General features: G+C 38.7%; 21 protein-coding genes. 4 read left to right on the top strand and 17 right to left on the bottom strand.

The window, feature by feature from the left end; genetic code table 11:
- Positions 1 to 108: 108 nt before the first annotated feature.
- The 7 genes from AC1RFD_RS02635 to AC1RFD_RS02605 all read right to left on the bottom strand — a co-directional run bounded on the left by AC1RFD_RS02635 (position 109) and on the right by AC1RFD_RS02605 (position 6,660).
- Positions 109 to 423 carry a YpoC family protein gene (locus AC1RFD_RS02635; RefSeq protein WP_066037666.1) on the bottom strand — a complete coding sequence of 105 codons (315 nt, stop codon included), beginning with the start codon at positions 421 to 423 and terminating at the stop codon, positions 109 to 111.
- Entirely contained in the window at positions 420 to 1,082 is a 663-nt protein-coding gene (nth, locus tag AC1RFD_RS02630) for an endonuclease III (RefSeq protein ID WP_048389975.1), read from the bottom strand. Before nth ends, AC1RFD_RS02635 begins: the two co-directional genes overlap by 4 nt.
- 12 nt (positions 1,083 to 1,094) lie before the next feature.
- Positions 1,095 to 1,823, bottom strand: a complete 729-nt coding sequence (locus tag AC1RFD_RS02625; protein ID WP_016994290.1) for a DnaD domain-containing protein — start codon at positions 1,821 to 1,823, stop codon at positions 1,095 to 1,097.
- Positions 1,824 to 1,900: 77 nt separating this feature from the next.
- The gene (gene asnS, locus AC1RFD_RS02620) at positions 1,901 to 3,196 is read right to left on the bottom strand and encodes an asparagine--tRNA ligase (protein ID WP_048389973.1); all 1,296 of its coding nucleotides are present in this window, start codon (positions 3,194 to 3,196) and stop codon (positions 1,901 to 1,903) included.
- Between the two features lie 28 nt (positions 3,197 to 3,224).
- Positions 3,225 to 4,418, bottom strand: coding sequence for a pyridoxal phosphate-dependent aminotransferase (locus AC1RFD_RS02615; RefSeq protein ID WP_048389971.1), 1,194 nt, complete (start codon positions 4,416 to 4,418; stop codon positions 3,225 to 3,227).
- Positions 4,419 to 4,434: 16 nt separating this feature from the next.
- Entirely contained in the window at positions 4,435 to 4,917 is a 483-nt protein-coding gene (locus tag AC1RFD_RS02610) for a cell wall elongation regulator TseB-like domain-containing protein (protein WP_048389969.1), read from the bottom strand.
- A 318-nt stretch (positions 4,918 to 5,235) separates the two neighbouring features.
- Positions 5,236 to 6,660, bottom strand: a complete 1,425-nt coding sequence (locus tag AC1RFD_RS02605) for a tetratricopeptide repeat-containing diguanylate cyclase (protein WP_288583718.1) — start codon at positions 6,658 to 6,660, stop codon at positions 5,236 to 5,238.
- Positions 6,661 to 6,976: 316 nt separating this feature from the next.
- Between AC1RFD_RS02605 and AC1RFD_RS02600 the strand changes: the two genes are divergently transcribed.
- Complete coding sequence (locus AC1RFD_RS02600; protein WP_492474464.1) at positions 6,977 to 8,830, top strand: multicopper oxidase family protein; 1,854 nt, start codon at positions 6,977 to 6,979, stop codon at positions 8,828 to 8,830.
- A gap of 61 nt (positions 8,831 to 8,891) precedes the next feature.
- Here AC1RFD_RS02600 and AC1RFD_RS02595 read toward each other — a convergent pair whose 3' ends face one another.
- Positions 8,892 to 10,142 carry an MFS transporter gene (locus AC1RFD_RS02595; RefSeq protein ID WP_431810380.1) on the bottom strand — a complete coding sequence of 417 codons (1,251 nt, stop codon included), beginning with the start codon at positions 10,140 to 10,142 and terminating at the stop codon, positions 8,892 to 8,894.
- A gap of 178 nt (positions 10,143 to 10,320) precedes the next feature.
- On the bottom strand, positions 10,321 to 11,202 hold the full coding sequence (locus AC1RFD_RS02590) for a LysR family transcriptional regulator (protein WP_048389964.1): 882 nt from the start codon (positions 11,200 to 11,202) through the stop codon (positions 10,321 to 10,323).
- Positions 11,203 to 11,331: 129 nt separating this feature from the next.
- Here AC1RFD_RS02590 and AC1RFD_RS02585 point away from each other — a divergent pair, with 129 nt between their 5' ends.
- Positions 11,332 to 12,534, top strand: coding sequence for an MFS transporter (locus AC1RFD_RS02585; protein ID WP_115673415.1), 1,203 nt, complete (start codon positions 11,332 to 11,334; stop codon positions 12,532 to 12,534).
- 108 nt (positions 12,535 to 12,642) lie between these two features.
- Here AC1RFD_RS02585 and AC1RFD_RS02580 read toward each other — a convergent pair whose 3' ends face one another.
- The 8 genes from AC1RFD_RS02580 to AC1RFD_RS02545 all read right to left on the bottom strand — a co-directional run bounded on the left by AC1RFD_RS02580 (position 12,643) and on the right by AC1RFD_RS02545 (position 21,476).
- Positions 12,643 to 13,878 carry a Zn-dependent hydrolase gene (locus AC1RFD_RS02580; protein WP_115673416.1) on the bottom strand — a complete coding sequence of 412 codons (1,236 nt, stop codon included), beginning with the start codon at positions 13,876 to 13,878 and terminating at the stop codon, positions 12,643 to 12,645.
- 170 nt (positions 13,879 to 14,048) lie between these two features.
- Positions 14,049 to 14,507, bottom strand: coding sequence for a nucleoside deaminase (locus AC1RFD_RS02575; RefSeq protein WP_054550759.1), 459 nt, complete (start codon positions 14,505 to 14,507; stop codon positions 14,049 to 14,051).
- A gap of 13 nt (positions 14,508 to 14,520) precedes the next feature.
- Positions 14,521 to 15,471, bottom strand: coding sequence for a carbamate kinase (arcC, locus tag AC1RFD_RS02570; protein WP_048389956.1), 951 nt, complete (start codon positions 15,469 to 15,471; stop codon positions 14,521 to 14,523).
- A gap of 2 nt (positions 15,472 to 15,473) precedes the next feature.
- Positions 15,474 to 16,952, bottom strand: coding sequence for a cytosine permease (locus AC1RFD_RS02565; RefSeq protein ID WP_492474463.1), 1,479 nt, complete (start codon positions 16,950 to 16,952; stop codon positions 15,474 to 15,476).
- Between the two features lie 31 nt (positions 16,953 to 16,983).
- A complete protein-coding gene (locus AC1RFD_RS02560) occupies positions 16,984 to 18,411 on the bottom strand; it encodes a YlbE family protein (protein WP_048389952.1) in 1,428 nt (475 codons plus the stop codon).
- Positions 18,404 to 19,957 (bottom strand): acyl-CoA synthetase FdrA, encoded by a 1,554-nt coding sequence (gene fdrA / locus AC1RFD_RS02555; protein WP_416141504.1) that lies wholly within the window; start codon positions 19,955 to 19,957, stop codon positions 18,404 to 18,406. Before fdrA ends, AC1RFD_RS02560 begins: the two co-directional genes overlap by 8 nt.
- Positions 19,958 to 19,959: 2 nt before the next feature.
- Positions 19,960 to 20,835 (bottom strand): oxamate carbamoyltransferase subunit AllH family protein, encoded by an 876-nt coding sequence (locus tag AC1RFD_RS02550; RefSeq protein ID WP_054550755.1) that lies wholly within the window; start codon positions 20,833 to 20,835, stop codon positions 19,960 to 19,962.
- A gap of 32 nt (positions 20,836 to 20,867) precedes the next feature.
- Complete coding sequence (locus tag AC1RFD_RS02545) at positions 20,868 to 21,476, bottom strand: ankyrin repeat domain-containing protein (protein ID WP_081011059.1); 609 nt, start codon at positions 21,474 to 21,476, stop codon at positions 20,868 to 20,870.
- A 214-nt stretch (positions 21,477 to 21,690) separates the two neighbouring features.
- Between AC1RFD_RS02545 and AC1RFD_RS02540 the strand changes: the two genes are divergently transcribed.
- Together AC1RFD_RS02540 and AC1RFD_RS02535 are read left to right on the top strand one after the other, a co-directional pair.
- A complete protein-coding gene (locus AC1RFD_RS02540; protein ID WP_054550754.1) occupies positions 21,691 to 23,409 on the top strand; it encodes a PucR family transcriptional regulator in 1,719 nt (572 codons plus the stop codon).
- A gap of 131 nt (positions 23,410 to 23,540) precedes the next feature.
- Positions 23,541 to 25,298, top strand: a complete 1,758-nt coding sequence (locus AC1RFD_RS02535; protein ID WP_421926350.1) for an ABC transporter ATP-binding protein — start codon at positions 23,541 to 23,543, stop codon at positions 25,296 to 25,298.
- The last annotated feature ends 8 nt before the right edge of the window (positions 25,299 to 25,306 follow it).

Here is a 25,306-nt window from a genome sequence, read left to right as displayed (position 1 = left end):
GGGCTCTGAGGAGGCTATCCGTCAGTTTTGAAGGTCTATCCGCCACTTTTCGCGTCCTATCCTTCACTTTATCTGTCCTATCCACTTTTTATACTCTATCCATCCACTCTAACTTTTACTAGCTTGAATCCGCAGTCGTGCTGTGCGCTTTTTCGTTTCTTTAAATAGCTCATCTAGTTGACGATAGCATGCATATTGACCTGGCTTAGCTTTAATAAAGGCTAATCGCTCAACCCCATTAATCGGTAGCACTTCATCGCCTGCAGCTTGCACAAGTTGTTCAAATAGCTCGATGGCATCTTCCATTAGCCCTTTTGCCAGTCCATTTCTTGCATCATGTGCTGTATGGATAGCGGCTTGTAGTGAAGTCCATTGGGCAAACCATGCATCTACTTTTTCTTTTGCAATGGCTTCACTATTCATGCTTCCTTCACCATGCCTTTCTTTAAACGCTTTTGCCCTTCACGACAATCGTCGAGTAAAGGGCAAGTACCACATCCAGGATTTTGGGCCTTACAATGATAACGTCCAAAGAAAATTAATTGGTGATGCGTTTTTGACCATTTGTCCATTGGCGTTTTCTTCATAATCGTTTCTTCCACTTCAAGCACCGAATCTTTCCATCGACAGAGCCCTAGGCGTTTGGATACTCGCTCCACATGGGTATCCACTGCAAGTGCTGGAATATCGAAGGCTACTGAAAGCACAACATTGGCCGTTTTTCGACCTACGCCTGGTAATGTCACCAATGCTTCACGTGTTGCAGGGATTTCGCCACCGTACTCATCTAGTAAACGTTGACATAGAGCCTGAATGTTCTTCGCCTTATTGCGATAAAGGCCAATAGAGCGAATATCCTGTTGCAATTCCTCTATGGAAACAGCTAAATAATCTTCTGGTGTTTTATATTTTTGAAATAAGGTTTTCGTTACTTTATTGACTAGTACATCTGTACATTGTGCAGATAATAATGTGGCAATCGTTAGCTCAAAAGCATTGTCATGGACGAGCTCACAATGTGCGTCGGGAAACATTCGATCCATTTCTTCTAGACAATGCTCCCACTGTTTTTTCGTTAACAAACTGGATGCCCCCTATTCTCTTTCTTCCAACCAATTATAAAAAGGAACTCTACCCGTTGATTGCGTTTCTTGTTGAACTGTTCGAGCTGGTGCTCTGTTAAATGTCTGTTTCTCACGGAACTGTTCACTTTGCTTTTGTGCGGCTTGAGGTGTCGTAATATTTTTCTTTTTCCATTCTAATAAAATGCGATCAATATAGCGAATACTCAATTTCCCAGCAAAGACAGCCTCCTTTAGCGCCTCTTTGATGAGTGCGGGACTATGCTTGTCCTCATCAAGCCAGCATCCAATTTTTTCAAGTTCTAAAGGAGATAAAAGACGCCCCATTTCCTCTTCAAAAAGACGGAATATCTCCCCTTCTTCTTGCTGAAGTGTCACTGCCGTTTGTTGCTGCTCTTTCATATCAATCATCTGTAAAATGCGCTCCCATAGCGGGTATACGGAATACTTTTCATATAGCTTGCCACCCGCGTCGACATCTCGTGTAATTTCAAGAAAACCCTTCTGCATTAATCGCTGTAAACGGGATGTGATGTCATTATCAGACATTGTGAGACGATTTTTTAAATCATTAGGTGTTGGGAAGTCATTCTCCTCCATATGAAAGGCCAATAAGTGCATGACAATCAGTGCTTCTTCATCCTCCATGTTTAACTCCTTATAAAACTGAAAAAAAAGCTGTGGAATGGGAATCATTCTCTGCTCAGTCCATGTACGGAGTCGATGATTATTTACGTTCATTATTCTCCAGACTCCTTCTTTAAGTAAGTAGAAAAGCCGCGTAGATAGTTCACTACGCGACTTTTAAATTGATTAGCTTATGGATATAAGCGGTTTAGTAAACGTGGGAATGGAATTGTTTCACGGATATGCTCTGTGCCTGAAATCCATGCTACAGTTCGCTCTAACCCTAGACCAAAACCTGAATGTGGGACAGAGCCATGTTTGCGAAGCTCCAAATACCAAGCATAGGCATCTAATGATAGGTTATGCTCTTCCAGACGTGATTTTAATAAATCGTAGTCATGGATTCGCTCTGAACCACCAATAATTTCTCCGTAACCCTCTGGTGCAATTAAATCTGCACATAATACAACATCATCACGATCTGGGTGTGGTTGCATATAGAACGGTTTAATACCTACTGGGTAACAAGTAATAAATACTGGTTTGTCAAATGAATTCGCAATCGCTGTTTCATGAGGCGCACCAAAATCATCGCCCCACTCAATATCGTCGAAGCCTTGTTCGTGTAAAAGCTTAATCGCATCATCATAAGAAATTCGAGGGAATGGCGCTTTAATGTTTTCAAGTGTTGATGTATCACGGCCAAGTCGCTCTAGATCTAATTTGCAGTTTTCAAGTACAGATTGTACGATGTGCGCTACATATTGCTCTTGTACTTCTAAATTTTCTTCAAATTCTACGAATGCCATTTCAGGCTCAATCATCCAAAACTCGATTAAATGACGACGAGTCTTAGATTTTTCAGCACGGAAAGTTGGACCGAATGAGAAGACTTTTCCTAAAGCCATCGCAGCAGCTTCCATGTAAAGCTGACCAGATTGAGATAGATAAGCATCTTCATCAAAATATTTTGTATGGAACAGCTCTGAAGTACCTTCAGGCGCAGAACCTGTTAAAATTGGTGGGTCCATTTTTGTAAAACCGTTGTTATTAAAAAATTCGTATGTAGCGCGAATAATTTCATTACGAATTTTCATAATGGCATGTTGTTTACGAGAGCGCAGCCATAAATGACGGTTATCCATTAAAAATTCTGGACCATGTTCTTTTGGTGTGATTGGGAAATCTGTTGCTGCATGTAGTACCTCGATACCAGTTATAGCAAGCTCACAGCCAAAGCTTGAACGTTCGTCAGCTTTCACCTCACCAATCACATACATAGAAGTTTCTTGCGTCATCCCTTTTGCCGTAGCAAAAATTTCTTCGCCTACTTCTTCTTTCACTACAACGCCCTGTACAAAGCCAGAGCCATCACGTAGCTGTAGGAACGCGATTTTTCCACTTGAACGTTTATTGGCTAACCAAGCGCCAATTTTGACTGTTTCACCGATATGCTGTGGCATATCTTTAATCATAATTTTTTTCATAGAAATCCTCCAAAGTTGACTAGAAGGATTAGTCTTGCCATTTTGATTTTACGAATGTATCAATACGACGGACTGCCTCTTCTAATAAGTCTAAAGATGTAGCATAAGATAATCGCATAGTAGTTGGTGTACCGAAGCCAGAGCCTGGAATCACTGCTACGTTTGCTTCTGTTAAAATATCCGCAGCAAATGCATCTACTGAATCATAGCCAGTGTGAGCCATAGCTTCTGCTACGTCTGGTAATAGGTAGAATGCACCCTGTGGCTTTAATACATGGAAGCCAGGAATAGCACTTAACTGTGGGTAAATTTTTTCAAGACGAGATTCAAATGCCTGACGCATTTCCTCTACCGCATCCTGAGAGCCATTATACGCCTCCACAGTTGCATATTGTGCTGTTGTTGTCGCATTAGATGTTGAGTGTGATGCAAGGTCAGTCATTGCTTTAATAATGTCTGTGTCACCTGCAGCATATCCAATACGCCAGCCTGTCATAGAGTGAGATTTTGCCACACCATTTACAACGATTGTACGTGCTTTCACTGCATCAGAAAGTTGTGCAATTGAAAAATGCTCAATACCATTGTATACAAGCTTCTCATAAATTTCATCTGACACGATTAAAATATCTTTTTCTTCTGCAACAGCAGCAAGTTCTGCAAGCTCTTCACGAGAATAAATCATGCCTGATGGGTTACTAGGAGAATTAATAATCACTGCTTTTGTCTTGTCTGTCACAGCTGCTCTCAGTTGATCCGCTGTAATTTTATAGCTTTGTTCACGTGTACCTTCAACATAAACTGGTACGCCGCCAGCTAATTTCACTTGTTCTGGATAAGACACCCAATAAGGAATTGGAATAATAACCTCGTCACCTTCATTTAAAATCACTTGGAATAGCGTGTATAAAATATGCTTTGCCCCTACACCAACAATGATTTCATTTGGCTGATAGGTAAGGTTATTGTCGCGTTGAAGCTTATCAATAATGGCTTTTTTCAGAACTGGAAGTCCGCCAGCAGGTGTATATTTTGTATACCCTTTCTCCATTGAATCAATGGCAGCATTTAAAATATTTTGAGGTGTATTAAAGTCTGGTTCACCAGCTCCAAGACCAATCACATCAATACCTTGCTCTTTCAATGCTTTTGCTTTTGCAGTAATCGCTAATGTTGAAGATGGTGTTAAAGTTTTTACACGTGTTGCTAATAAATTTTTCATTCGGGATCTACTCCTCTTATAAATTCGTAATGCGCTTCCACCAGTCGCCATCCTTAAACAGAATATAGACATAGTTGAGCTGGTCGTGGTCGTTCAGATATGTAATTTCCCAAACTGCGCCAGGCTCCTCATAGCCTAATTTCATGTGGAGGACTTTTTGTACATTTCCTTCATTTTTAAAAACCGATAATGCTTGCTTTTCCGTAATACCATCTTCTAATATCACTTCCTGAATGGAATCCTCGTCTAGATTCGTCGGAACAAAGACAGCTTTTTTATCACCGTATTCGTCTACCCCGAACACAGTAACATACGAATGTTTGCCATTATATGTGTAGGACTCCGATACAATTGCGAGGGCTTTGGCATCGAGTGCCAACTGTTCAGCCTGCTCTTCAATTGAACGGAACGGAGCCTCGGCTTTCCAGAGTACTAAAATACTAATGACAAGTGACAACGAAACAATAAAGACAGAAATGAAAATTAACCAGTTTTTCATCTATTCACCTTATGTTTCACATCGAGCTGTTTTGGCATAACACATAGCTGATGCATGTGTGTGTCTATAACTGTGTAACCATTCATTTTGCTTTCCATTTTGTCAACCTGCTTTCTTTCCTCATACCACAACATTATACAACAATTTTGTGCTGTCGTGTTTCTTAATTTCATATATTGTACGTTGCTAGAACAACGTTTTCAAACAATGACTACAGTAAATTTCATTTCACCTCATAGAAGCCTCGTTTTGGGCATAAAAAACATGGTCCTATCACAAGAAAAATTCCTATTTAACTATGTAAATAGGAACCTGTCATTATGATAATTCGTATAGCACACAGCTAGCACGGCCATTCGCCTTTGCTTGGTATAAACCGCTATCTGCTTGCTCAAATAGCTCCTTGTATTGATAGTTTTTCTGATTATTCACGCAAGCACCCATACTGACCCTTAAGGGATAACTTTGCTGTTCCTGTTCGAGCTTTAGTGAGAGCAAATAGGCATGTGTGTTATGGACCAATGTTTTGATATAGTCCTTCTGAGAATGCCTAAAACAAAGGATGAATTCATCTCCGCCATAACGAATAATTTCCACATCTTCATCCTGTAAAAAATCCTTCAAGCTGTTAGCTAAAAGCTGTAAAATCATATCTCCAAATAAATGACCATGCGTGTCGTTAAATAGTTTAAAATAATCGACATCCAAAACCGTAATACATACATAGGATTGCGTTATTTCGGCTGCATTGAGCCATTCCTGTAGCTCATAGTCTAAAAAATGTCGATTTAAAACGCCTGTTAATGGATCATAATGTGCTTTTTTCTCAAGCTTTTCCTTTTGACGCTTAAATTCTAAGTTCATTACTTGTTGTAATAAATTTGCAACACTCATTTTTTCCGAGAGATCAATATATTCACGCTGTACATCAAAAATTTCATCTCGCCAATCCAATTGATACAATACATTTAACAGTAAGCGCATCACTTTTTTTGTAATTGGCTTATCTCCATAAGATCGGGCAAGATCTATGGCTTGTTTATAATAAAATACAGCTTCTTCAAGCTTTTGCTGTTTTTCAAATAAAAAACCGTAGCCAAACAATGCCGCTACTTTTTCTCGTTTATGATGATGAATAATAGTAGAGGATAACGTACTGTCCAGCAATGCCTTCCCCTTTTTAAAATCCCCTTCTAAAATATACACATCTGCTAAATTATTATTAATACGAATATCATGTAATTTTGCTAGATCAGGCATTGTTCTAGCAAGAGATTTATTATATTCTCTAGCTAATAGCCCTGCTTGAAGTGCTTCCTTTGTACAGCCCTTCTCTACCTCTAAATAGCATAGATTATTATGACAGCGAACAAGCATGACAGGATCTTGTAGCTCCTGTGCATAGGCGATAGATTTTTTCGTCATCTCCACCGTTTTTTCACGGATGCCAACTAAATCATAGATTAATGACATTACTAAATGATAATGCATTAAATCTTTTGTCGTACCATAATTTTGACAAATGGCCTCATAATCATGAATAAGATTAACCATGCTTAATGTGTCACCTAAAGAATGATGAACTAATATTTTTTGATAGTACAAATCCATGACATATGGATAGTTATTGCTCTCTAATGCGACTAAAAGACCTTGATCAGCAAGCTTTAGTGCTTTCGTTAAATACCCCTTTGTGCGCATCTCCATTATCGTTTTATTTAATTCTTCTAATGTTAATTCCACCGTTTCACCACTTCTCCATACCCCATATCATCCAGTTTACTTTGTGCTTTCTCAATTATAAGACATATGTATTCACTTAGTCCGCCTTTTTCGTATGATACCAACTATTACCTACAACGCAAAAATCTTTTGTGATGATTGTTTTAAAATCTTACATCTGTTTGCTTGAAAGTGAATCATCTTATCCCATCATAATATGTAGGTAATTTTTTTATGTCTTTACACATTTTTCTCCATTTTTGTCCTCGTTACCTGTTGTTTTTACCCATATGATGAGTTAATTAGCTTTTTTAGTATCGAAAAGGGACGTGATGTTGTGAGTATGCAAATTAACCCTTCTGATCCAGCAACGATTCCAAAATTTGTAGATGAACTTCCAAAACCAATGATTGCTAAACCAAAATACAGCAGAGGGCAACAGAAGAATGAATATTACGAATTGGTCATGATGGAGGGCCAGCATCGTTTTCATAAGCATTTTCCAAACTCATTAATTTGGGGCTACAATGGGCTTTACCCAGGGCCAACCATAGAAGCTTCTAAAGATAAAACTATCTATGTGAAATACAAAAACCAGCTGCCCTTACAGCACTTTTTACCAGTAGATTTTACGCTTCATGCTGCAAACGATTCACAAGAAGTAAGAACAGTTACTCACTTACATGGTGCCAATGTGGATTGGCAGAGTGATGGCCATCCTGAAGCATGGTACACAAGAGACTATCGGCATACTGGTCCAAAATTTAATAAGGAAATACATGAATATACGAATCATCAACCTGGCACTACCATGTGGTATCATGACCATGCCATGGCTTTAACACGTTTAAATGTATATGCAGGATTAGCAGGCTTTTATTTACTGAGGGATGCCCTTGAGGAACGCTCTAATTTACCATGTGGAGACTATGAATATCCGATTTTAATTCAAGATAAAACGTTTAATGAGGATGGCTCATTGTTTTATCCTGACGAACCACCCTTTCCCGTGCCTGTTCATCCCTCTATCACACCAGGCTTTGTTGGCAATACGATAGTGGTTAACGGAAAACTATGGCCTTTTTTAGATGTTGAGCCACGTAAATATAGATTTCGTTTACTAAATGGCTCTAATCGACGAGGCTATGTCATCAGTCTTTCCAATGATCAACCAATGTTTCAAATTGGTACAGATGGCGGTTTCTTATCAGCACCACAACTTATCCAATCTGTCGAGTTGCTGCCAGCTGAACGCACGGATGTCATTATCGATTTTTCAAGCTGTGCTGGACAGGAGATTACCTTACTTAATACTGATACCGATTTCAGTGATGAACACACAAACGTGATTATGCAGTTTCGAGTAACTTTACCTTTGAAATGTGAAGATACAAGTGAGATTCCAGAAAGACTTGCCGTTTCTATGGATCTACATCCACACCATGCCCATATTGAAAGACAACTACCATTGACGGCGACTACCGATGAGTTTGGTAGACCTATGTTGCTGTTAAATGATCGTATGTACCATGATCCAGCAACGGAAAAACCTTCTTTAGATAGTGTGGAAATCTGGAGCTTTATTAATGCTACACCCTTTATCCATCCTATTCACCTGCACCTCATTCAATTTAAAATTCTGGAACGAAGGCCGTTTGATTTAGAAATCTATCAAAATGAAGGCATCGTACAATTTACAGGGCCGCCTGAAGAACCAAGAGACTATGAGCGAGGTTGGAAAGACACTGTGAAGGCTGACGCTGGAAAGGTGACAAAAATTATTATGCATTGGAAAGATCATGTCGGGAATTATATGTGGCATTGTCATTTCCTTGAGCATGAGGATCATGATATGATGCGACCCATTCTCGTTATGAAAGACGTCCATGCTGTTCAGCAGCCTCATGCAGCAGTAGAACATCCTGGAACACATCAAGAATCAACAGCTCCCACAAATCCTTCAAATCCTACAAGTACTACCCATCATAGTGAATCTTCAGCACCACTATTAAATGAGGTAGAACACTCAGAACTTGAGGAAGAAAAGGTAGTCTCACCTCAAGAAGAAGAATCCATTACTATTCATATAGGAGATAATACACAACATATGCCAACGCTACTGTTTCCAACCCTTCCTTCCAATACTCCTACGAGCAGGCATAGGCCTCGTCAAAGAACCCGAAGATTTTAGCTAAGTATCGCTTTACAAAGAAAACTACCAATGAAAAGGTGGTTTTCTTTGTTCTAGCAATTTATTTGACCTCCAATCGCCATATTCTTTTCGTTACGAAAGCTAATAATAATACACACACAGAGATTATAAAGACTGGTATATAGATGTTGGCTTGAAAGAACTCAAATAGCAACCCATACCCCATCTGCCCAAGTGGTGCCATACACTGTGATACTGCCATCATAATTGCCATGACTTTCCCTAATTGTTCATTTGGTGTTTCTTTTTGGACAAGGGTCATTACGTAAATGGAGATAATCGTCATCATCATCGCAATGATAAGAGCACAACCAATAAATAAGCTATACGATGGATAATAGCCAATTTGAAGGGCGCGAGGGAGCACAGACATAGCCATGGGAATTACCAAAAAGGCTGACATCAATACCCAAATATAGAGGGTGTGAATACGCAGCTTTTTTGCAAAGTACCCCATCGTTAACGCGCCTAAAATCGTCGCAAAATCAATAATCCCCATTCCTATTCCATACAATGTATCACTACTTTTCATCGTGACACGAAGAATAATAGGCACACCAACGATAAAAAGTGGGGTCAATAGTAAATTCAATAAAGCAGCAAGTAGCGTACATTTTAAAATAAAAGTTTGCTTCACCACATAAGTAAAACCTTCTTTCATGTCTTTGATTAAGGTCGGCATTAAATGACCATCATAGCTACGTTTCACAAATGGGATTGTCATAAACATTTCTACAATAGCCGTAAAGAAAAATAATAAACCACTTACTATGACGAGAAGTTTGAGGCCAAGCATTCCATATAGTATCCCCCCTAGCACAGGTGCTGTCACTCCTGCTAATGCCTGAACCCCATTGACGATCCCATTAGCCTGCTCAAGCTTTTGTTCGCTAACTAATAGCGGAATACTAGCCATTACAGCTGGCGTGTACATTGCACTAATGAATGAAAGAAGCACCATAACCAACCCAATCCATAGCACAGAATGATTGTCTGTTAGTAATACAATAAAAAAAATCATTACAATGCCACTACTGATAAAATCAAATAGGACCATTAAATTTCGCCGATTAAAACGATCTGCTATAGCGCCACCAAATGGTGTAAGTAAAACAGGTAGGCTTGAAATAGCGAAAAGCACAGCAAAAAGATCTGCCCGTCCTGTTATATCTAAAACAAAAAGTGAAAGAGCAAATCTTAAAAGCGCAGAGCCTAAAATAGAAATAATCTGCCCAGCTACCATAATGATAAAATCTTTCGAAAAGCCTTTTTCTTTGACTAGCATTTCCATATAAAAAACACCCCTTATTATCTTTAGACCGGCAGTCGGTCATTTATTATGTTAAAAAATTGTAGGCACAAGCTTCTAGGACTTGCCCTACAAATTAGACTGACTGTCGGTTTATAAATAGTATATGTGAACTCCCCAAAAAAAGGAACATATTTTTATATCTTCTTTTTTGTTAACCCTATTTACTTTTAAAGTAATGTTTAATTTGCTCAATCATAGCAGTAGTTGCCTGACTAACATAGCGATCTACACGGAAAATAATGGATAGGCTTCGGCTTGGAGCACCATTTGAAATTCGTATACTACACAAACTAGGATCATTCATTTGTTGGAGCAAAGGATAGGGTTGCACCGTTACACCAATATTGGCTCGAACGAGATTCATAATGGACGTGACAGAGCTTGTTTCAAGAATAGAATGAATGTGAAAACCATGCTTTTTTACAGCCTCTTCTACTATCTCTCTACCAAGAAAACCTTCTGGATACATCACCATAGGAAGTCCTTCTAATTCAGCAATTGGGATCACTGTTTGCTGTGCCAATGGATGCTCCTTTGAAACGGTCAGTACATATTCCTCTCTACATAAAGGAATAATGACCAATCGATCATCTGATTCTACATTCGTCCCAATACCGATATCCACTTCATTTTCGAGAACCTGCCGCATAATATCGATGGAAGCAAGTATCTTTAATTTTACCTTTGGAAATTTTTGGTGGAAATCAATAACAAGCTGTGTAATCCGATAATCAAGATCAGATGGCATGATGCCAATACTTATTTGTCCCCCTTGTAGCCCCTGTAAATCTTTAATCGAATCTTTGACATTTTGTAATGTATTAAATACCTCTGTTGTATAGCTAAACAAAAGAGAGCCTGCCTCAGTCACAACAATTTTTTTGCCAATACGATCGAACAATGGCATTCCTAGCTCATCCTCCAGCACACGTATTTGCTGGCTTAACGTTGGCTGAGAGATGCCAAGTTTCTCAGCAGCTTTTGTAAAATGTAGCTCCTCATAGACTGCCATAAAATAATGCAGATGCCGTATTTCCACATAGACCACGCCCTATCATAGTTTCTAACTATCATTGTAATAGTAATAATAGTATTGTTCAATCATTCTAATTCAGATAGACTTCAATTTAGGCTTACTATTTATTTGATAGGACGGAGAGGAAAGACAATGAATATAAAACACAAAATCGTACCAATTATTGCCATTATTTTAGCTTCTTTTAATTTACGGCCTGTCATTACTTCGGTGTCCCCCTTATTAGGAACTATTCGTCAGACTTTACATATGAGCGCAGCTACTGCTAGTTTGCTAACTTCTTTAGCTGTGCTATGTATGGGCTTATTTGCACCTTTCGCAATCAAACTAGCTAATCGCTGGAGCATCGAGCGAACTATCGCTTACGCTCTTATTCTTATTGGACTAGCAACAGCTACCAGATATTTTGCTAATACTGCCTGGGTCATGCTAGTAACAGCCTTGTTATCAGGCATTGGCATTGCCATCGTAGGACCACTGTTATCGGGCTATATTAAGGAGAAATTTGCGAACCCTTCCCGTGTAGTGGGGATTTACTCGCTAGCACTTGTAGTAGGAGCTGCACTTGGCTCTGGGCTTTCTATTCCACTAAGCAATTTTTTTCATTCATGGCAAGCTTCTTCTGCCTCCTGGGCTATTCTTGCTTTAATCGCTTTATTCTTTTGGTGGAAGCCAATTGAACAAAAAGCAGTTACTGCATCAGTCACAAATTCACCTAGTAAGAGCAACAGTGTGAAGCAAATGTTAATGAATCAAAAGGCTTGGCTTTTAACAGGCTTTTTTGGTTTAATGGCCTTCATGTTTTATACCATCATGGCTTGGTTACCTCCCATCGCAGAAAATTTAGGCTATAGCAAACACGACGCTGGAATGATGCTGACACTATTAACAATTGCCCAAATGCCAGCTACATTTTTAGTGCCTATATTAAATAACCGTTTTCAGCATCGAGCCGTATGGCTAGTAGGTAGTTCATCATTAGAATTAATTGGATTATTGATGCTACTGTTTTCTTATAATCCTTGGCTGAGCAGTATTCTGATTGGCCTTGGTGCAGGTGGTCTTTTCTCATTAGGGCTAACATTACCAATTGATGAGGCCAAAGATATTCACGAGGCTAGCTTCTTAGCTGCTATGACACAATCAGTTGGCTTTGTATTTGCTGCATTGGGCCCCTTCTTTGTCGGTCTTGTTCGAGATTTCACAGGCAATTTTACAACTGCTATTATTGGCATGATCATCATCGTCCTTGTGATGATTCTGATTCAACTAAAAATTGGAAACCAAAAGCAACCGCAAATGCATCATATTCACATGAAAAAGACGACTTTCTAACAAGGAAGGTCGTCTTTTAATGATGGAATCGATTTTGTGCCTTTGTTGTATTGCCTTCACGGGATGACACTGGCCATACATGTAGCGTCTTCAACTGATGATTGCTAATTAGCTGACTGAAGCATATCTTAGCACAACTGCCTCTAAAACATCGATTCCTATTAATATATCTTCAAGCTCCGTATGTTCATCTGGATGGTGACTTAAACCATCCACTGAAGGAATAAAAATAAGGCCAACTGGTCCGAGCCTTGTCATATTCATAGAATCGTGACCTGCTCCACTTTGCATATATTGATAGGATAGTTTCTTCTCTACACAAATTGTTTCTAAATCTTGCATTAGCTTTGGAGAAAGCAGGACAGGATCCTCTGAGCTAATGACATTGTATTCAATCGCAAGCTGCCTCTTTTGTTGAACGTTTGCAATAACCGTATAAAAATGCTGAAGCACACGTTCTCTCGATTCCACAGAGGATGATCGGATATCTACAGTTAACTCCACTTCACCTGGAACTACGTTCATCGAGCCTGCCACAACCTCTAGTATTCCAACAGTTGCCACAGTGCCAAACTCCTGCTCTGCTATCGCCGCTTTTTCTAATTCTAATGCCAATTCGGATGCTCCTAAAAGAGCGTCCTTTCTCATATTCATTGGAGTCGTGCCTGAATGGGACGCTTTTCCATTTAACTTCATTAATAAGCGAACTGGTGCTGCTACCCCTGTGACAATACCAATTTTCTTTTCATAGTTAATTAGCAGTGGTCCCTGTTCAATATGCAATTCAAAAAAGGCATGGAATCCTTCCTCTACTCTTGTCGCTTGATCAACACTACTAAAATCAAGTCCACAATGAGCAAAAGCCTGCTCCATCGTAATACCATCTCGATCGACTAAATGGCGATATTTTTCTTTATCAATTAATCCTGCCATTGCTTTACTGCCTACTGTTGACACACCAAATCTTGAAGACTCCTCACAGGCAAAGGCGATAATTTCAATTGGATGCTCTGTCACAATAGATCGCTCGTTTAATCGCTTGATGACCTCAAGGGCAGCGGTTACCCCTACAACGCCATCATATTTACCGCCTTGATAGACAGTATCTAAATGAGATCCCATGACAACAGGCTGCAATCCTGGCACACTGCCTTCTCTTCGAGCAATAAGATTTCCACAATGGTCAATATGAATTTGAAGATTTTCATCTTTACATAAACGAATAAAGGCATGTAAACAAGCCTGTTCTTCATTCGTATAGGCAACTCTCGTAATCCCTTTTTCGCCTGAATTATATTGATTCATTTTATCTAGTAATTGTTGATAACGTTCTTTATAGATCATGTAAACAGCTCCTTTTGAAGAATTACGAAGATGAAAATCAGACCAAATGTACGCTTGTCATAGTATCTATTTTACACCTTTTTGGTTGAAAATTAGAAAAGGGATTCTCCATAACGAGATCCCTACTCTAATTCACTGGAAAGACTTAAGCAGTATATGACTGCTCTAATCTATTTACTATTAGCCATTTTGTCATTGAAATGATGGAACAATGCATCACATTCTTCAGTCGTTTCAATTTTTTGCATGTTCAGGACACTTTTATCTTTACCCGTTAAGTAATCACGTAGATGCATATCAGAGAAGCCATGTACATGAGCATCTTCTGCTGTATTACAATAATGAACTTCTTTAATACCCGACCAAATAATAGCGCCCACACACATTGGACATGGTTCGCAAGTAGCGTAGATGACACAATCGGATAAATCCATTGTGCCAAGCTTTTTAGAGGCTTCACGAATGGCTACTATTTCTGCATGTGCAGTGATGTCTGTATCACGCATCATTGTATTGCCAACAACAGCAATGATTTCATCACCTCTTACAATGGTTGCACCAAATGGTCCACCAATATTTTGATCGATGCCTTCTTTTGTTTTGTCAACAGCTAGTTGAATATAATCCATACCGTGATTCCTCCTAGTTAATAATATGAGTACCAGCCTGATTATTGATCGCTTCTTTCAGACTTTCAGGGTTTGTAATAATTACTCGATGACCACCATTTTCTAAGAAGCTTAAGCTGGCTTCGATTTTTGGTAGCATACTTCCTGGCGGGAACTGATTATCTTGAACATGCTGCTTTGTTTCCTCAACAGTAATTTCTTCAAGTGCTTGTTGTTCAGGTTTTCCAAAGTTAATAAACACACGCGGAACACCCGTTGTAATAATTAATGAATCCGCATTTACTTGTGCCGCTAATAGACTTGTTGCAAAGTCTTTGTCAATGACTGCATCTACACCCTCGTAGACATTATTTTCTTTTTTCACAACTGGAATTCCACCACCGCCTACAGCGATCACGACATAATCATTATCAATTAATGATTTAATCGCCTCTTTTTCCACGATATCGATTGGTTTTGGTGAAGGCACAACGCGACGGTAGCCACGGCCAGAATCCTCTACCATTTTCCAATCTGGATGCTCTACTAGCATCGCCTCCGCTTGCTCCTTTGTAAAGAATGAACCAACTGGCTTTGTAGGGTTAATAAAGTTGGGATCATGTTCATTGATTTCAACTTGTGTAATCACACTGACTACCTTTTTATTAATTTGACGTTTAGTCAGTTCGTTAATTAATGCTTGTTGAATTAAATAGCCAATTCCACCTTGTGTGTCAGCCACACAGTTTACTAACGGAATTGCTGGCATGCCTGATACTTCATTAGCAATTTCACTTCGTTGTAAAGTGAAACCAACTTGTGGACCATTGCCGTGTGTGACAACCACTTTATAACCTTCCTGAATCATATCCGCGATATGCTCGACAGTTTGAGCAACTGCCTCTTGCTGACTTTGAATAGATTCACTTCCACTATCCTTTACCAACGAGTTACCGCCGATTGCTACAATTACTAATTTATTCACAACTACACCCCTACTTCTTTTTCTACACTATTTTGAACATTTTGCTGATTAAATTTATATAACAGCGTATATAAAATGAATGACACGATCAGTCCGCTAAAGAAAGCAAAGTTATTTAGCTGTACTAAAAACGGCACACTTTTCAGGAAAGCACCTGACATTGGTAAGAGGAAGCTTATTAATAGAACGATACATGCTACGATGTTATAGCCAGATTTATAAGCTCCATTATGACCTTCTTCCACATAAATCATAGATAAATCTAAACGTCTTTTACGCTCGATAAAGAAGCTAGACAACATAATACCTGCAATCGGTCCAAACATAGAGCCTATAAAACTATAAAAGAAAAATAACGTTTCTGTACTCGATACTAGTTTCCAAGGCAAAATGACTGTGCCAATAATTGCTGTTAAAATACCTGCTGTTTTGACCGTAAATACTTTAGGAAATAAAGTTGTCATTTGTAATCCAGATGGTAATAAATTACCGAAAACTACAAAAGCTGTTGCACCTACATTTAAAGCTAAAATTAATACAATTACTGAAAAGGGATTTTGAATTTTATCAATAGCATCTACAATATTAAAAATTGGTTGCCCAAAAGCAATTTCTGTCCCTGCTATTAAACTAATACAAGTAATCGCAAATAATAGATACGAGCCGATCATACCGATGGATAAGCCATAGATCATTGCTTTTGGCGATTTAGCTCTATGCGTAAAATCTGCAATATTTACAATTGGACCAGCCCAGTTAGACACCAATGCGCTAACACATGCAATAAAGACCAATGGACTTTCCATCGTTGTAGAAGGCTTATATTCTAAAATTGGTCCAATTCCTCCAGCAATATTAATTGCCCAAATCGCTGCGCCAATAATGAAAATATAAACAATCGGTGATGAGTATTTACCGAAGACTGTTAGCATATCCATGCCACCTAAAAAAAGTAAAACTGTAATTACCCATAAAATAATATAAGAAATCATAGTCGGAACATCTAAGCCAAAAATAGTGAAGTCTCCACCAATAGACATATAGTTCGGAATGAATCTTGCAAATAATACATTAAGGGATTGAGCGCCCACAACGGTCGTCGTACCAAAGAATACAACCCCAGCAATCAACCCTCGACATAACGCCGGAATAATAGAGCCTTTTACTCCAAATGAATCTCTTAGTAATATGGCAAACGGAATGCCATATTTAGAGGCGGAATATCCATTTAAGCAATAGCCTGCTGAGACGATTACTGCTGAAAGCATAATGGCTAAGTAAACTTGATTAACTGATAATCCTAAGACAAAAAACCCTGCAACCGTCATATAAGACATAATATTGTGAACTGCACCCATCCACACGGTAATGTAGTTAAAGATTCCCCAGTCTCTTTCCTGAGGACCTTTTGGTAAAAGTTCTTCCGAATAGCCAAGTGCTCTATAATCTTGATTGGACTGTTCAATTTTTGCGTGTTCCATAGAAAGCTCCTCCTACTTATAGGAAGTGGGCTTAAGCCCACTTCTCACTAATTGTAATTAATGCTTTTTCAAAAGCTTCCATTGGAGGATTTGTAATACCAGCACCAATCATACCGATTCCAGCCTCTTTATGTGCGATAGCTGTATTAATAATTGGAAGAATACCTGATTGGATGACTTTGCGAATATCAATACCAGTAGGAATTCCCATGAAGTTTAATAATGGAATGGTAATATTTTGGTTTTCTGTCGTCGTAATTTCTTTCATTTTACGAGAATAACCAATTGCTTCATCCACTGTTCCACCTACTAAAGCAACGATTGCTGGTGCAGTAGCCATTGCGAAACCACCAATACCGTAAGTTTCTGTAATAGCACTATCCCCTATATCAAGACCTGAATCCTCTGGTTTGTAGCCAGCAAACATCGGTCCGATTACTTTTTGTGCTGGGCCAGTAAACCATGTATTACCTGGCATGCCACTAATACGAACACCAAATTCTACACCGTTACGTGCCATTGTTGTCACGACAGTACTATATTCGATTCCATGTGCAGCATCTAATGCACATTTACAGCATGCCATCCATGTAGGACCTGAAAAATAATCACTACTTGCCACGAAATCAAATACTGCTCGCTTCTGTTCAACAGGATAATCTGTTTCTAAGATATATGGTGTCAATGCTTGAATTAATAAGCTTGTACCTGCATTATTACGGTTATGACATTCGTCACCCATGTGGAGCGCTTGTGCAAGCATTAATCGTAGATCGATGCCGTCTTTATTTAATTTCATTGCATCACGTAAAATTGGTCCTAACACATCACGCATCCATATTAATCGCTCGACAACGCTGTCATCGTTGGCACCCATACGCAAGATTTTTGCCATTTGCTCACTTAAATTTGTATAGGCGATATTGCCATACGTTTTATTTTCAACGATGTGCATAAACATCGAAGCAGATGTTACCCCAGCCATTGAACCAACTGCATTATGCTCATGGCAAGGTGAGAATGTAATATCTCCAGACGCCGCTACCTCTGCTGCTTCTTCTAAATCTTTTGCTAATCCTTCGAATACAAGAGCACCCATCACAGCGCCCTTCATTGGGCCATTCATATCTTCCCAAGTAATGGGTGGTCCTGCGTGTAAAATTGTTTTTTTCGTCATGCCAGGTACAACATTGATGGCTTGATCGAAACCAATCAACACGGGTTGAGAGTTCACAATTTTTTCCACTGCAAGACGATTTGCTGCTTCGATTTTTTCAGCAAGTTCTGCTTTATCGATTTTGTTTAGTGCTGCAATAATTTCTGGCTTACCTCCACCCGGTGGTGACCACTCTAGGTGTGTAGCACTTGCATTTTGTGCTAATATATCATCCTTAAAAAGTTCAATACCTACGTTAATTACGTTAATTTTACTTGTGAAAAGTTCATTAATCTTACTCATGATTTTCTCCTTTCAACACCATTTCTCTAGCAAGTAATCCTGCATTTGTACTACTGCTTGCATGTGTAACACCTGCATCGACTAATTTTTCCACTTGCTCATCTATGTTTGGCGTATCTAAGTCTGTTCCAAGGACATACCCAATGATCTCTAAATGTCTACCTTCTTTTTCAGCAAATTGTTTAGCTTCAATGATGGCTGGAAGCATAACACCTACTGGGTCTTCATGAGAGCCAAAGCCTAATACGAAGTCCATCACAATGACACCAACTGTCGGATCTTTTGCTTCTTGTAAGAAGCGCTCTATGCGAGAAGACGGATCGATCATTGGATGTGGTTTACCATTTGTAAAATCATCATCACCGAAGTCAATGAATGTATGTTCCTGACTCACATTGATATCTTTCAATAAGAAATCAGGATTCTTTTGGATGTTACTGTAAATATTATCTAATTTTTCCATAGCTAGATACATAGATTCATCACAAAGCGTACCGCCACAGAATAACCCACGAATGTATTTTTGCTCTGGCGCTAATTTTGCACGAACCTCTTCAACTAATGGAATGTTAAGCGCACGTTTGTTAATACCTGCTTCATCAATACCTGCTAGTAAGACTGCCTTTAAGGCTGCTTCTTTCGATGTTTTAGCAAATTGTCCACCAGCTGCCACTACAGCCTCTTCATTACCACCTATAAAATAAACCACTACCGGTTTGCTGCATTCTTTAATTTGTGCGAGTACTTTTTTCTCAACACTTGCTTCAGGTGGCTTCGATACAAGTACAATCACTTTAGTGGCTTCATCGGCTTCTAGTGCTTTGATTCCATCAAGCATCATCATACCGCCCACTTCTTTACTTAAATCTCTTCCGCCAGTACCAATCAGTTGTGTGATACCACCACCGAAGTCATGAATGCGAACACTTACTTCTTGGCTACCTGTACCAGATGCCGCTACGATACCGATATTGCCTTTTCTTACAGCGTTTGCAAAGCAAAGTCCTGTATTACCAATAATAGCGGTACCACAGTCTGGTCCCATCATTAATAAGCCTTTTTCATGTGCTAAAGTTTTTAATTCTACTTCATCTTCAACGCTCACATTATCACTGAAAAGCATCACGTGTAGATCATTTTCAAGTGCTTTGCGTGCTTCGCGAACAGCAAATGCCCCATTGACAGAAATGACCGCAAAGTTTGCATCAGGAATTCCTTGTGCAGCTGAATCAATCGTTGCATATTTAATATCACTTTTTGCTTGTGCTTTATCTTTATTTGTTAGTAATTCTTCCACTGCTAGGTAAGCGCTTTCTATTTGATCCGCATTAGCAGTTTTAACAATAATCATTAAGTCCCCTGCTGTTGCTTCCTCCACTTCTGGCGTCATCAAACCAACGTTACGAATGACTCCTTTGTTCATCTCCGTACCCATACCAATAATTGCTTGCTCGACGCCTTCAATTTGATTCGCTTTTGTAGATAGTGACATCAATGACACTGAATCAAAATATGTGTTGCGCTTAATTACGACTTTAATACTCATCATTATCCTCCTAATTTTATATTGGCTTCTAAGCCACTTATCAGCCCTAAGGCAATATCTGTTCCTGAGGAAGAGCCAATAGCAAGCACCTTTCTCAGAGCCTCAATGGATTCCACTTCTGTGCCATATAAAATGGCGTGTATGAATGAACAGATGGACTCCCTTACTTGTCCATATGCTGCCTTCTTCAATGTTGTAAAGCTAATCTCATTGGTCAAAGGCTGAATCACTTTGATGACGCTTTCACACAAAGGTTTATACATAGAACACGGGCTATTTTGTAAGTGAATGATAGCAAATAAGCCTACTAAAAAATCATCCCCTGATGGTGTGAGCCCTGGCCCTAAGCCTACTAAATCAGCAGCATATGCCTGAAAACGATCCAAACGTTGATTCAATATTTCCTCATAAAGTAAAGTTGTACGCTGCTGTAATAATCTCGATGTCTCCGCTTCAAATTCACTGACGGGAGAATCATTACGTTTTATGCCGCCGCCTTTCCCATGTAAATCAATGAATTGTTTAACACGAATCATATTCATTTTTAAGCGTGTACAATTTGCTGGATAAATAGGTAGCTGACATTGCCAACGAGAGGCGGTAGGGATCGCTATTATTAATTTTTCTTCTATTAATAGTTGATTATGGCGAACCGATACCCTGTCATGTTGCTGAATGCCCAGGTGATCCAATGTATCAAGATCAATGACAAGTGTATTGGGTGCCCGATCCATTGCCTTCGTAGCAAGTGTAAAAATTTCATCATTACCATCACTCCGTATATTTAAGGCATGTTTAAACACGCTATGAACCGTTCCCGTAAACGTCGCCACTATTTGCTGCAGGAAATAATCATCACCCGATTTGGCATGTATCATATGTACACCCTCTTTATGTCGTAGGAGTACTACTATTTCGCTCCTGCTTCTAGTAGAATTTTTTCAATTTCAGTAAATCCTTTTTCTTTAGCCATTGTTAATGGTGTCACACCATATTGATCCACTAATTGTGTATCTGCTCCATGTTCTACTAATAGACGAACTATTTCTTGTTGCTTTTCTCCCCCATCATTGAGGAGAATGGCTTCAATCAATGGTGTCCATCCACAAATATTTGTATGGTTGACATTGATATCTGTAGTCGTTACAAGTTCACGAACTACCTCAACAAAGCCCTTCTCACTTGCTGGATGAATCCCTACACCGCCAAAGCGTGTTAAACGCTCTAAATCTGTGTTTGCTTGTAGCATTATTTTCACAAGCTCTAACTTTCCATTTATACATCCATACAAAAATGGGTTTAAACAAATTTGATCTTGAAGGTCAATATCTGCCCCTTCCTGAATTAAAAATTTTACTGTTTCTAATTGATCATTCATCGCAGCAAGTAAAATTGCTGTACGTTTGCGCTTATTTTGAGAATTAATATCCACACCTTGTTGTAAATAACCTTTCAGAGCGTTATTATCACCTGCTTCAGCTGCAGTTAAAAATTCTGAGACCACATTCATATCTACCAATTTCATTCCTCCATTTCTCTGACCTATTGTTCATTTCAACTAAAAAGAAATAAACCGCGAGAATGTTACTACTTTCACATTTCCGTCTTACAAGCTTTATTTTATTCTCTTATGCCGCAGATATCATTGTTTAGCAAAACCAAAAAGAATGAAGATCATTTAGGCAATATGTACAATGTTTTGTGATAAGATTATGGCGAAGGAGTGAAATCATTTGCTAACAATTAAAGATATATTAGAGATAAAGGCACTTGAAGGAATTAAAATTGTTGCTGGAGAGCAAGGAATTCACAATGAAATTGCACTTGTGAATATTATCGAAAATCCCGATGCATTTGATTGGCTGACACCGAATGAATTACTGTTAACGACTGGTTACATCTTCCAAGATGACGAAGCCTTACAAAATAAAATTATCCAAGAAATCTCTAAAATCAATTGTGCAGGCCTTGTTATTAAAATGAGACGCTATTTACAAAAGACGCCTCAAAACATGATCGATATTGCCAATCAGCATGGATTGCCGTTATTAGAGTTACCTTATAATTACACCCTTTCCAAGGTCATCTCGATTATCAATGAAAAGGCATCTGGCCGTTATGATCTATTAAATAGAAAATCTTTGGACATGCACAATACGCTATTTAAGGTGGCGCTTGAAGGAGGAGGCATCGAATCTATTTCCTCTAAGTTAGCTGAAACAATTAATAACCCGATTATTTTTTTAGATAATGACTGGAATTTACTGCATTATACAGATCTTGATACGAATCCTGTGCCTCTTGCCTATGGCATTAATTTAAAGAAGAATCGCCCAACATTTTCAAAGGATTTTATAAATACCATTCCGAATGATCTCAATGAAATGCAAAAATCCATTACACGAATCTATCAATTAGAAGATCTAGCCGTAAAATGTAGAATTCTTCCTGTTGCAGTAGCCAACTATATTTATGGCTATATTGTCATTTGGCAAACTGTACGGGATCTGAATGAGTTTGATTTCATCGTTTTAGAGCAAGCCTCCACGATTGTGGCACTAGAAAGGATAAAACAGAAGGAAATTGAGGGTGTACGTCTAAAGATTAAACAAGAGTTTTTTGATGATTTATTGACTGGAAAAATCACTTCGCTTGAAACGCTACAAACACTATGCGATCTCCACGGCTTAAAGATCAACCATAAATATTATTGCATCGTCATCTCTATTAGCCATGAAAATTTGCAAAACCAGCATGATTTAATTTCTAGAAAATACGAAACCGATAATATTGCAAAAAAATGTATGAATTTAATTTATGAGCACTCTAGCACAATTAATGGAGAAATTACATGCCTTTATCGCAACAATCAAATCATTATATTAGTTGGACAGCAAGACAGCAAACAAGATTTCACGATCAATGAAACAAAGCAATACGCAGAAAACATTCTCCAATTATTAGTACAGCAACATACGCAAAGCTCTTTCTTAATGGGAATTGGCAAAGAATATAAACATATACGTTTTGTCCATAAAAGCTTTGCAGAGGCACATGAAGCTCTCCGTCTTATGCACCGCTTCGAAGAGCGTGGAGCAGTGGCTCATTATGCGGATCACTCCATTTATCATTTTTTAGATTCGAATATTAATGAAGTGCAGCTAAAGGACTTTTTCTTAGAAAGCTTGGGTTCTGTCTTTGAGCATGATCTATTACATGGGACAAGCTATCTACTTACATTAGAAAATTACTTTATCAATCATATGAATATAAGTGAAACAGCCAAGGAAATGTTTATCCATCGCAATACGTTAATTTATCGGATTGAAAAGATTAAAGAAATTTTAAAAACCGATTTAAAAAGCTATGAGGAGCTGTTACAAATCCAGCTAGCCTTAAGAATCTATCGCTTGCTTGGTAAGTCTTTATACCACGATGAATTTGCAGACTAGTATCAAAAGGTGGTGATCGCATCACCTTTTTTGATGACCATTCATTTCATATTCAGTTCATAAACGCATGCTATAGTAAAGCCATAGAAACGAAATACATTGTTTTCAGACAATGAAGGAGGCTTATTTCTTTGCAAGAAACATCAAATGATATGTCTAAACAAAAAGATTGGCGCCGTTTTATACAGCTAGTAAAACGTGCCGAACCACCGATATGGCTACTTGTCATCGCTTTAGTGATGAGTTTAGCAACGACAGGTGTAGGGTTTATTGTTCCATTATTTACAAAACAATTAGTGGATGGCTTTTCGTTAGAATCGCTTAATTATTGGCAAATTATTGTACTAGGTATTGCCTTTATCGCACAGGCTATTGCCAGTGGATTATCCATCTATTATTTAAATCGAGTTGGACATCATGTTGTGGCAAAATTACGTGACCAGCTATGGAGAAAGCTGTTGCATTTACCAATCCCCTATTATGATGAACATGATACTGGTGAAACATTGAGCCGTGTTACGAATGACACGGCCGTTGTGAAAGAGCTTATAACAGAGCATTTAGCAAACTGTTTATCTGGCGTTATCTCCATAATAGGTTCTATTATCATTCTTCTATTTTTAGATTGGAAAATGACATTAGTCATGCTGATTGCCGTACCACTAGCTATGGTGATCTTAATGTTGTTAGGGCGACGCATGTTTGTGATTTCAAAAGGAATGCAAGATGAAACAGCAAAATTTACGTCTGTATTAAATCAAGTTTTACCTGAAACGCGCCTAGTCAAGGCTTCAAATGCTGAGCAAATTGAATATGAGCGTGGAAAAAAGGGCATTACGAATCTCTTTACATTTGGCTTAAAAGAAGCAAAAATTCATGCACTGATTTCCCCGCTGATTTCATTCGTTCTGATGTCTGTGCTTGTAGCTATTATTGGCTATGGTGGTGTCCGTGTTTCCTCTGGAGAGCTGACGGCTGGCGATATGGTGGCATTTATTTTATATTTAATCCAAATCATTATGCCAATGACGCAATTAACGATGTTCTTTACCCAGCTCCAAAAAGCCATGGGTGCTACAGAACGAATTAGTGCATTGCTTGAATACGAGGAAGAACATATTGAAAAAGGCTTAACAGTAGAAAAAGTAGATCAACCCATTTATCTTAAAAATGTTGATTTTTCTTATGGTGAGGAGCCCATTTTATCCGATATTAACTTCACAATTGAGCCAGGCAAAGTAACAGCCATCGTTGGACCAAGTGGTGGCGGTAAAACAACTACATTTTCACTGCTAGAACGATATTATCAGCCAACGAACGGCAGTATCACACTAGGAGATACACCAATCGAAACTTTTTCACTCCACTCTTGGCGCAGTCAAATCGGCTATGTAGCGCAGGAAAGTGCCCTGCTCTCAGGTACGATTCGAGAAAACATTTGCTATGGTATAGACCGTGAAGTGCAAGATGATGAGCTAGAAAAAGTGGCTAAAATGGCCTATGCAGATCAATTTATTAACGAGCTTCCAGATAAGTTCGATACTGAAGTTGGAGAACGAGGCATCAAGCTTTCAGGAGGACAACGTCAGCGTATCTCTATCGCAAGAGCGCTCTTACGTAATCCGCAAATATTAATGCTGGATGAGGCAACATCAAGCTTAGATAGTAATTCAGAAATTTATGTACAAAAAGCATTAGACAACTTAATGCAAGGACGCACAACACTAGTCATTGCGCACCGTTTATCGACAGTGGTAGATGCCGATCAAATATTGTTTATTGAGAAAGGGCATATTACAGGCTGTGGTACACACGAAACACTCTTTGAAACACATGCTATGTATCGTGAGTTTGCCATGCAGCAATTACGCATTAAAGACGTAGAATAAAGGGGTTT

Source organism: Lysinibacillus sp. GW823-FHT02G10 (assembly GCF_058797135.1).
Note: the sequence above shows the minus strand (reverse complement) of the source record. Positions and strands in the feature narration are given on the sequence as shown.

What these genes read in the sequence shown, in the direction of transcription:
- AC1RFD_RS02635 (WP_066037666.1), bottom strand. Translation starts at nt 423, where the DNA reads ATGAATAGTGAAGCCATTGCAAAAGAAAAAGTAGATGCATGGTTTGCC.
- AC1RFD_RS02625 (WP_016994290.1), bottom strand. Translation starts at nt 1,823, where the DNA reads ATGAACGTAAATAATCATCGACTCCGTACATGGACTGAGCAGAGAATG.
- asnS (WP_048389973.1), bottom strand. Translation starts at nt 3,196, where the DNA reads ATGAAAAAAATTATGATTAAAGATATGCCACAGCATATCGGTGAAACA.
- AC1RFD_RS02615 (WP_048389971.1), bottom strand. Translation starts at nt 4,418, where the DNA reads ATGAAAAATTTATTAGCAACACGTGTAAAAACTTTAACACCATCTTCA.
- AC1RFD_RS02610 (WP_048389969.1), bottom strand. Translation starts at nt 4,917, where the DNA reads ATGAAAAACTGGTTAATTTTCATTTCTGTCTTTATTGTTTCGTTGTCA.
- AC1RFD_RS02595 (WP_431810380.1), bottom strand. Translation starts at nt 10,142, where the DNA reads ATGGAAATGCTAGTCAAAGAAAAAGGCTTTTCGAAAGATTTTATCATT.
- AC1RFD_RS02585 (WP_115673415.1), top strand. Translation starts at nt 11,332, where the DNA reads ATGAATATAAAACACAAAATCGTACCAATTATTGCCATTATTTTAGCT.
- AC1RFD_RS02580 (WP_115673416.1), bottom strand. Translation starts at nt 13,878, where the DNA reads ATGATCTATAAAGAACGTTATCAACAATTACTAGATAAAATGAATCAA.
- AC1RFD_RS02575 (WP_054550759.1), bottom strand. Translation starts at nt 14,507, where the DNA reads ATGGATTATATTCAACTAGCTGTTGACAAAACAAAAGAAGGCATCGAT.
- AC1RFD_RS02565 (WP_492474463.1), bottom strand. Translation starts at nt 16,952, where the DNA reads ATGGAACACGCAAAAATTGAACAGTCCAATCAAGATTATAGAGCACTT.
- AC1RFD_RS02560 (WP_048389952.1), bottom strand. Translation starts at nt 18,411, where the DNA reads ATGAGTAAGATTAATGAACTTTTCACAAGTAAAATTAACGTAATTAAC.
- fdrA (WP_416141504.1), bottom strand. Translation starts at nt 19,957, where the DNA reads ATGAGTATTAAAGTCGTAATTAAGCGCAACACATATTTTGATTCAGTG.
- AC1RFD_RS02550 (WP_054550755.1), bottom strand. Translation starts at nt 20,835, where the DNA reads ATGATACATGCCAAATCGGGTGATGATTATTTCCTGCAGCAAATAGTG.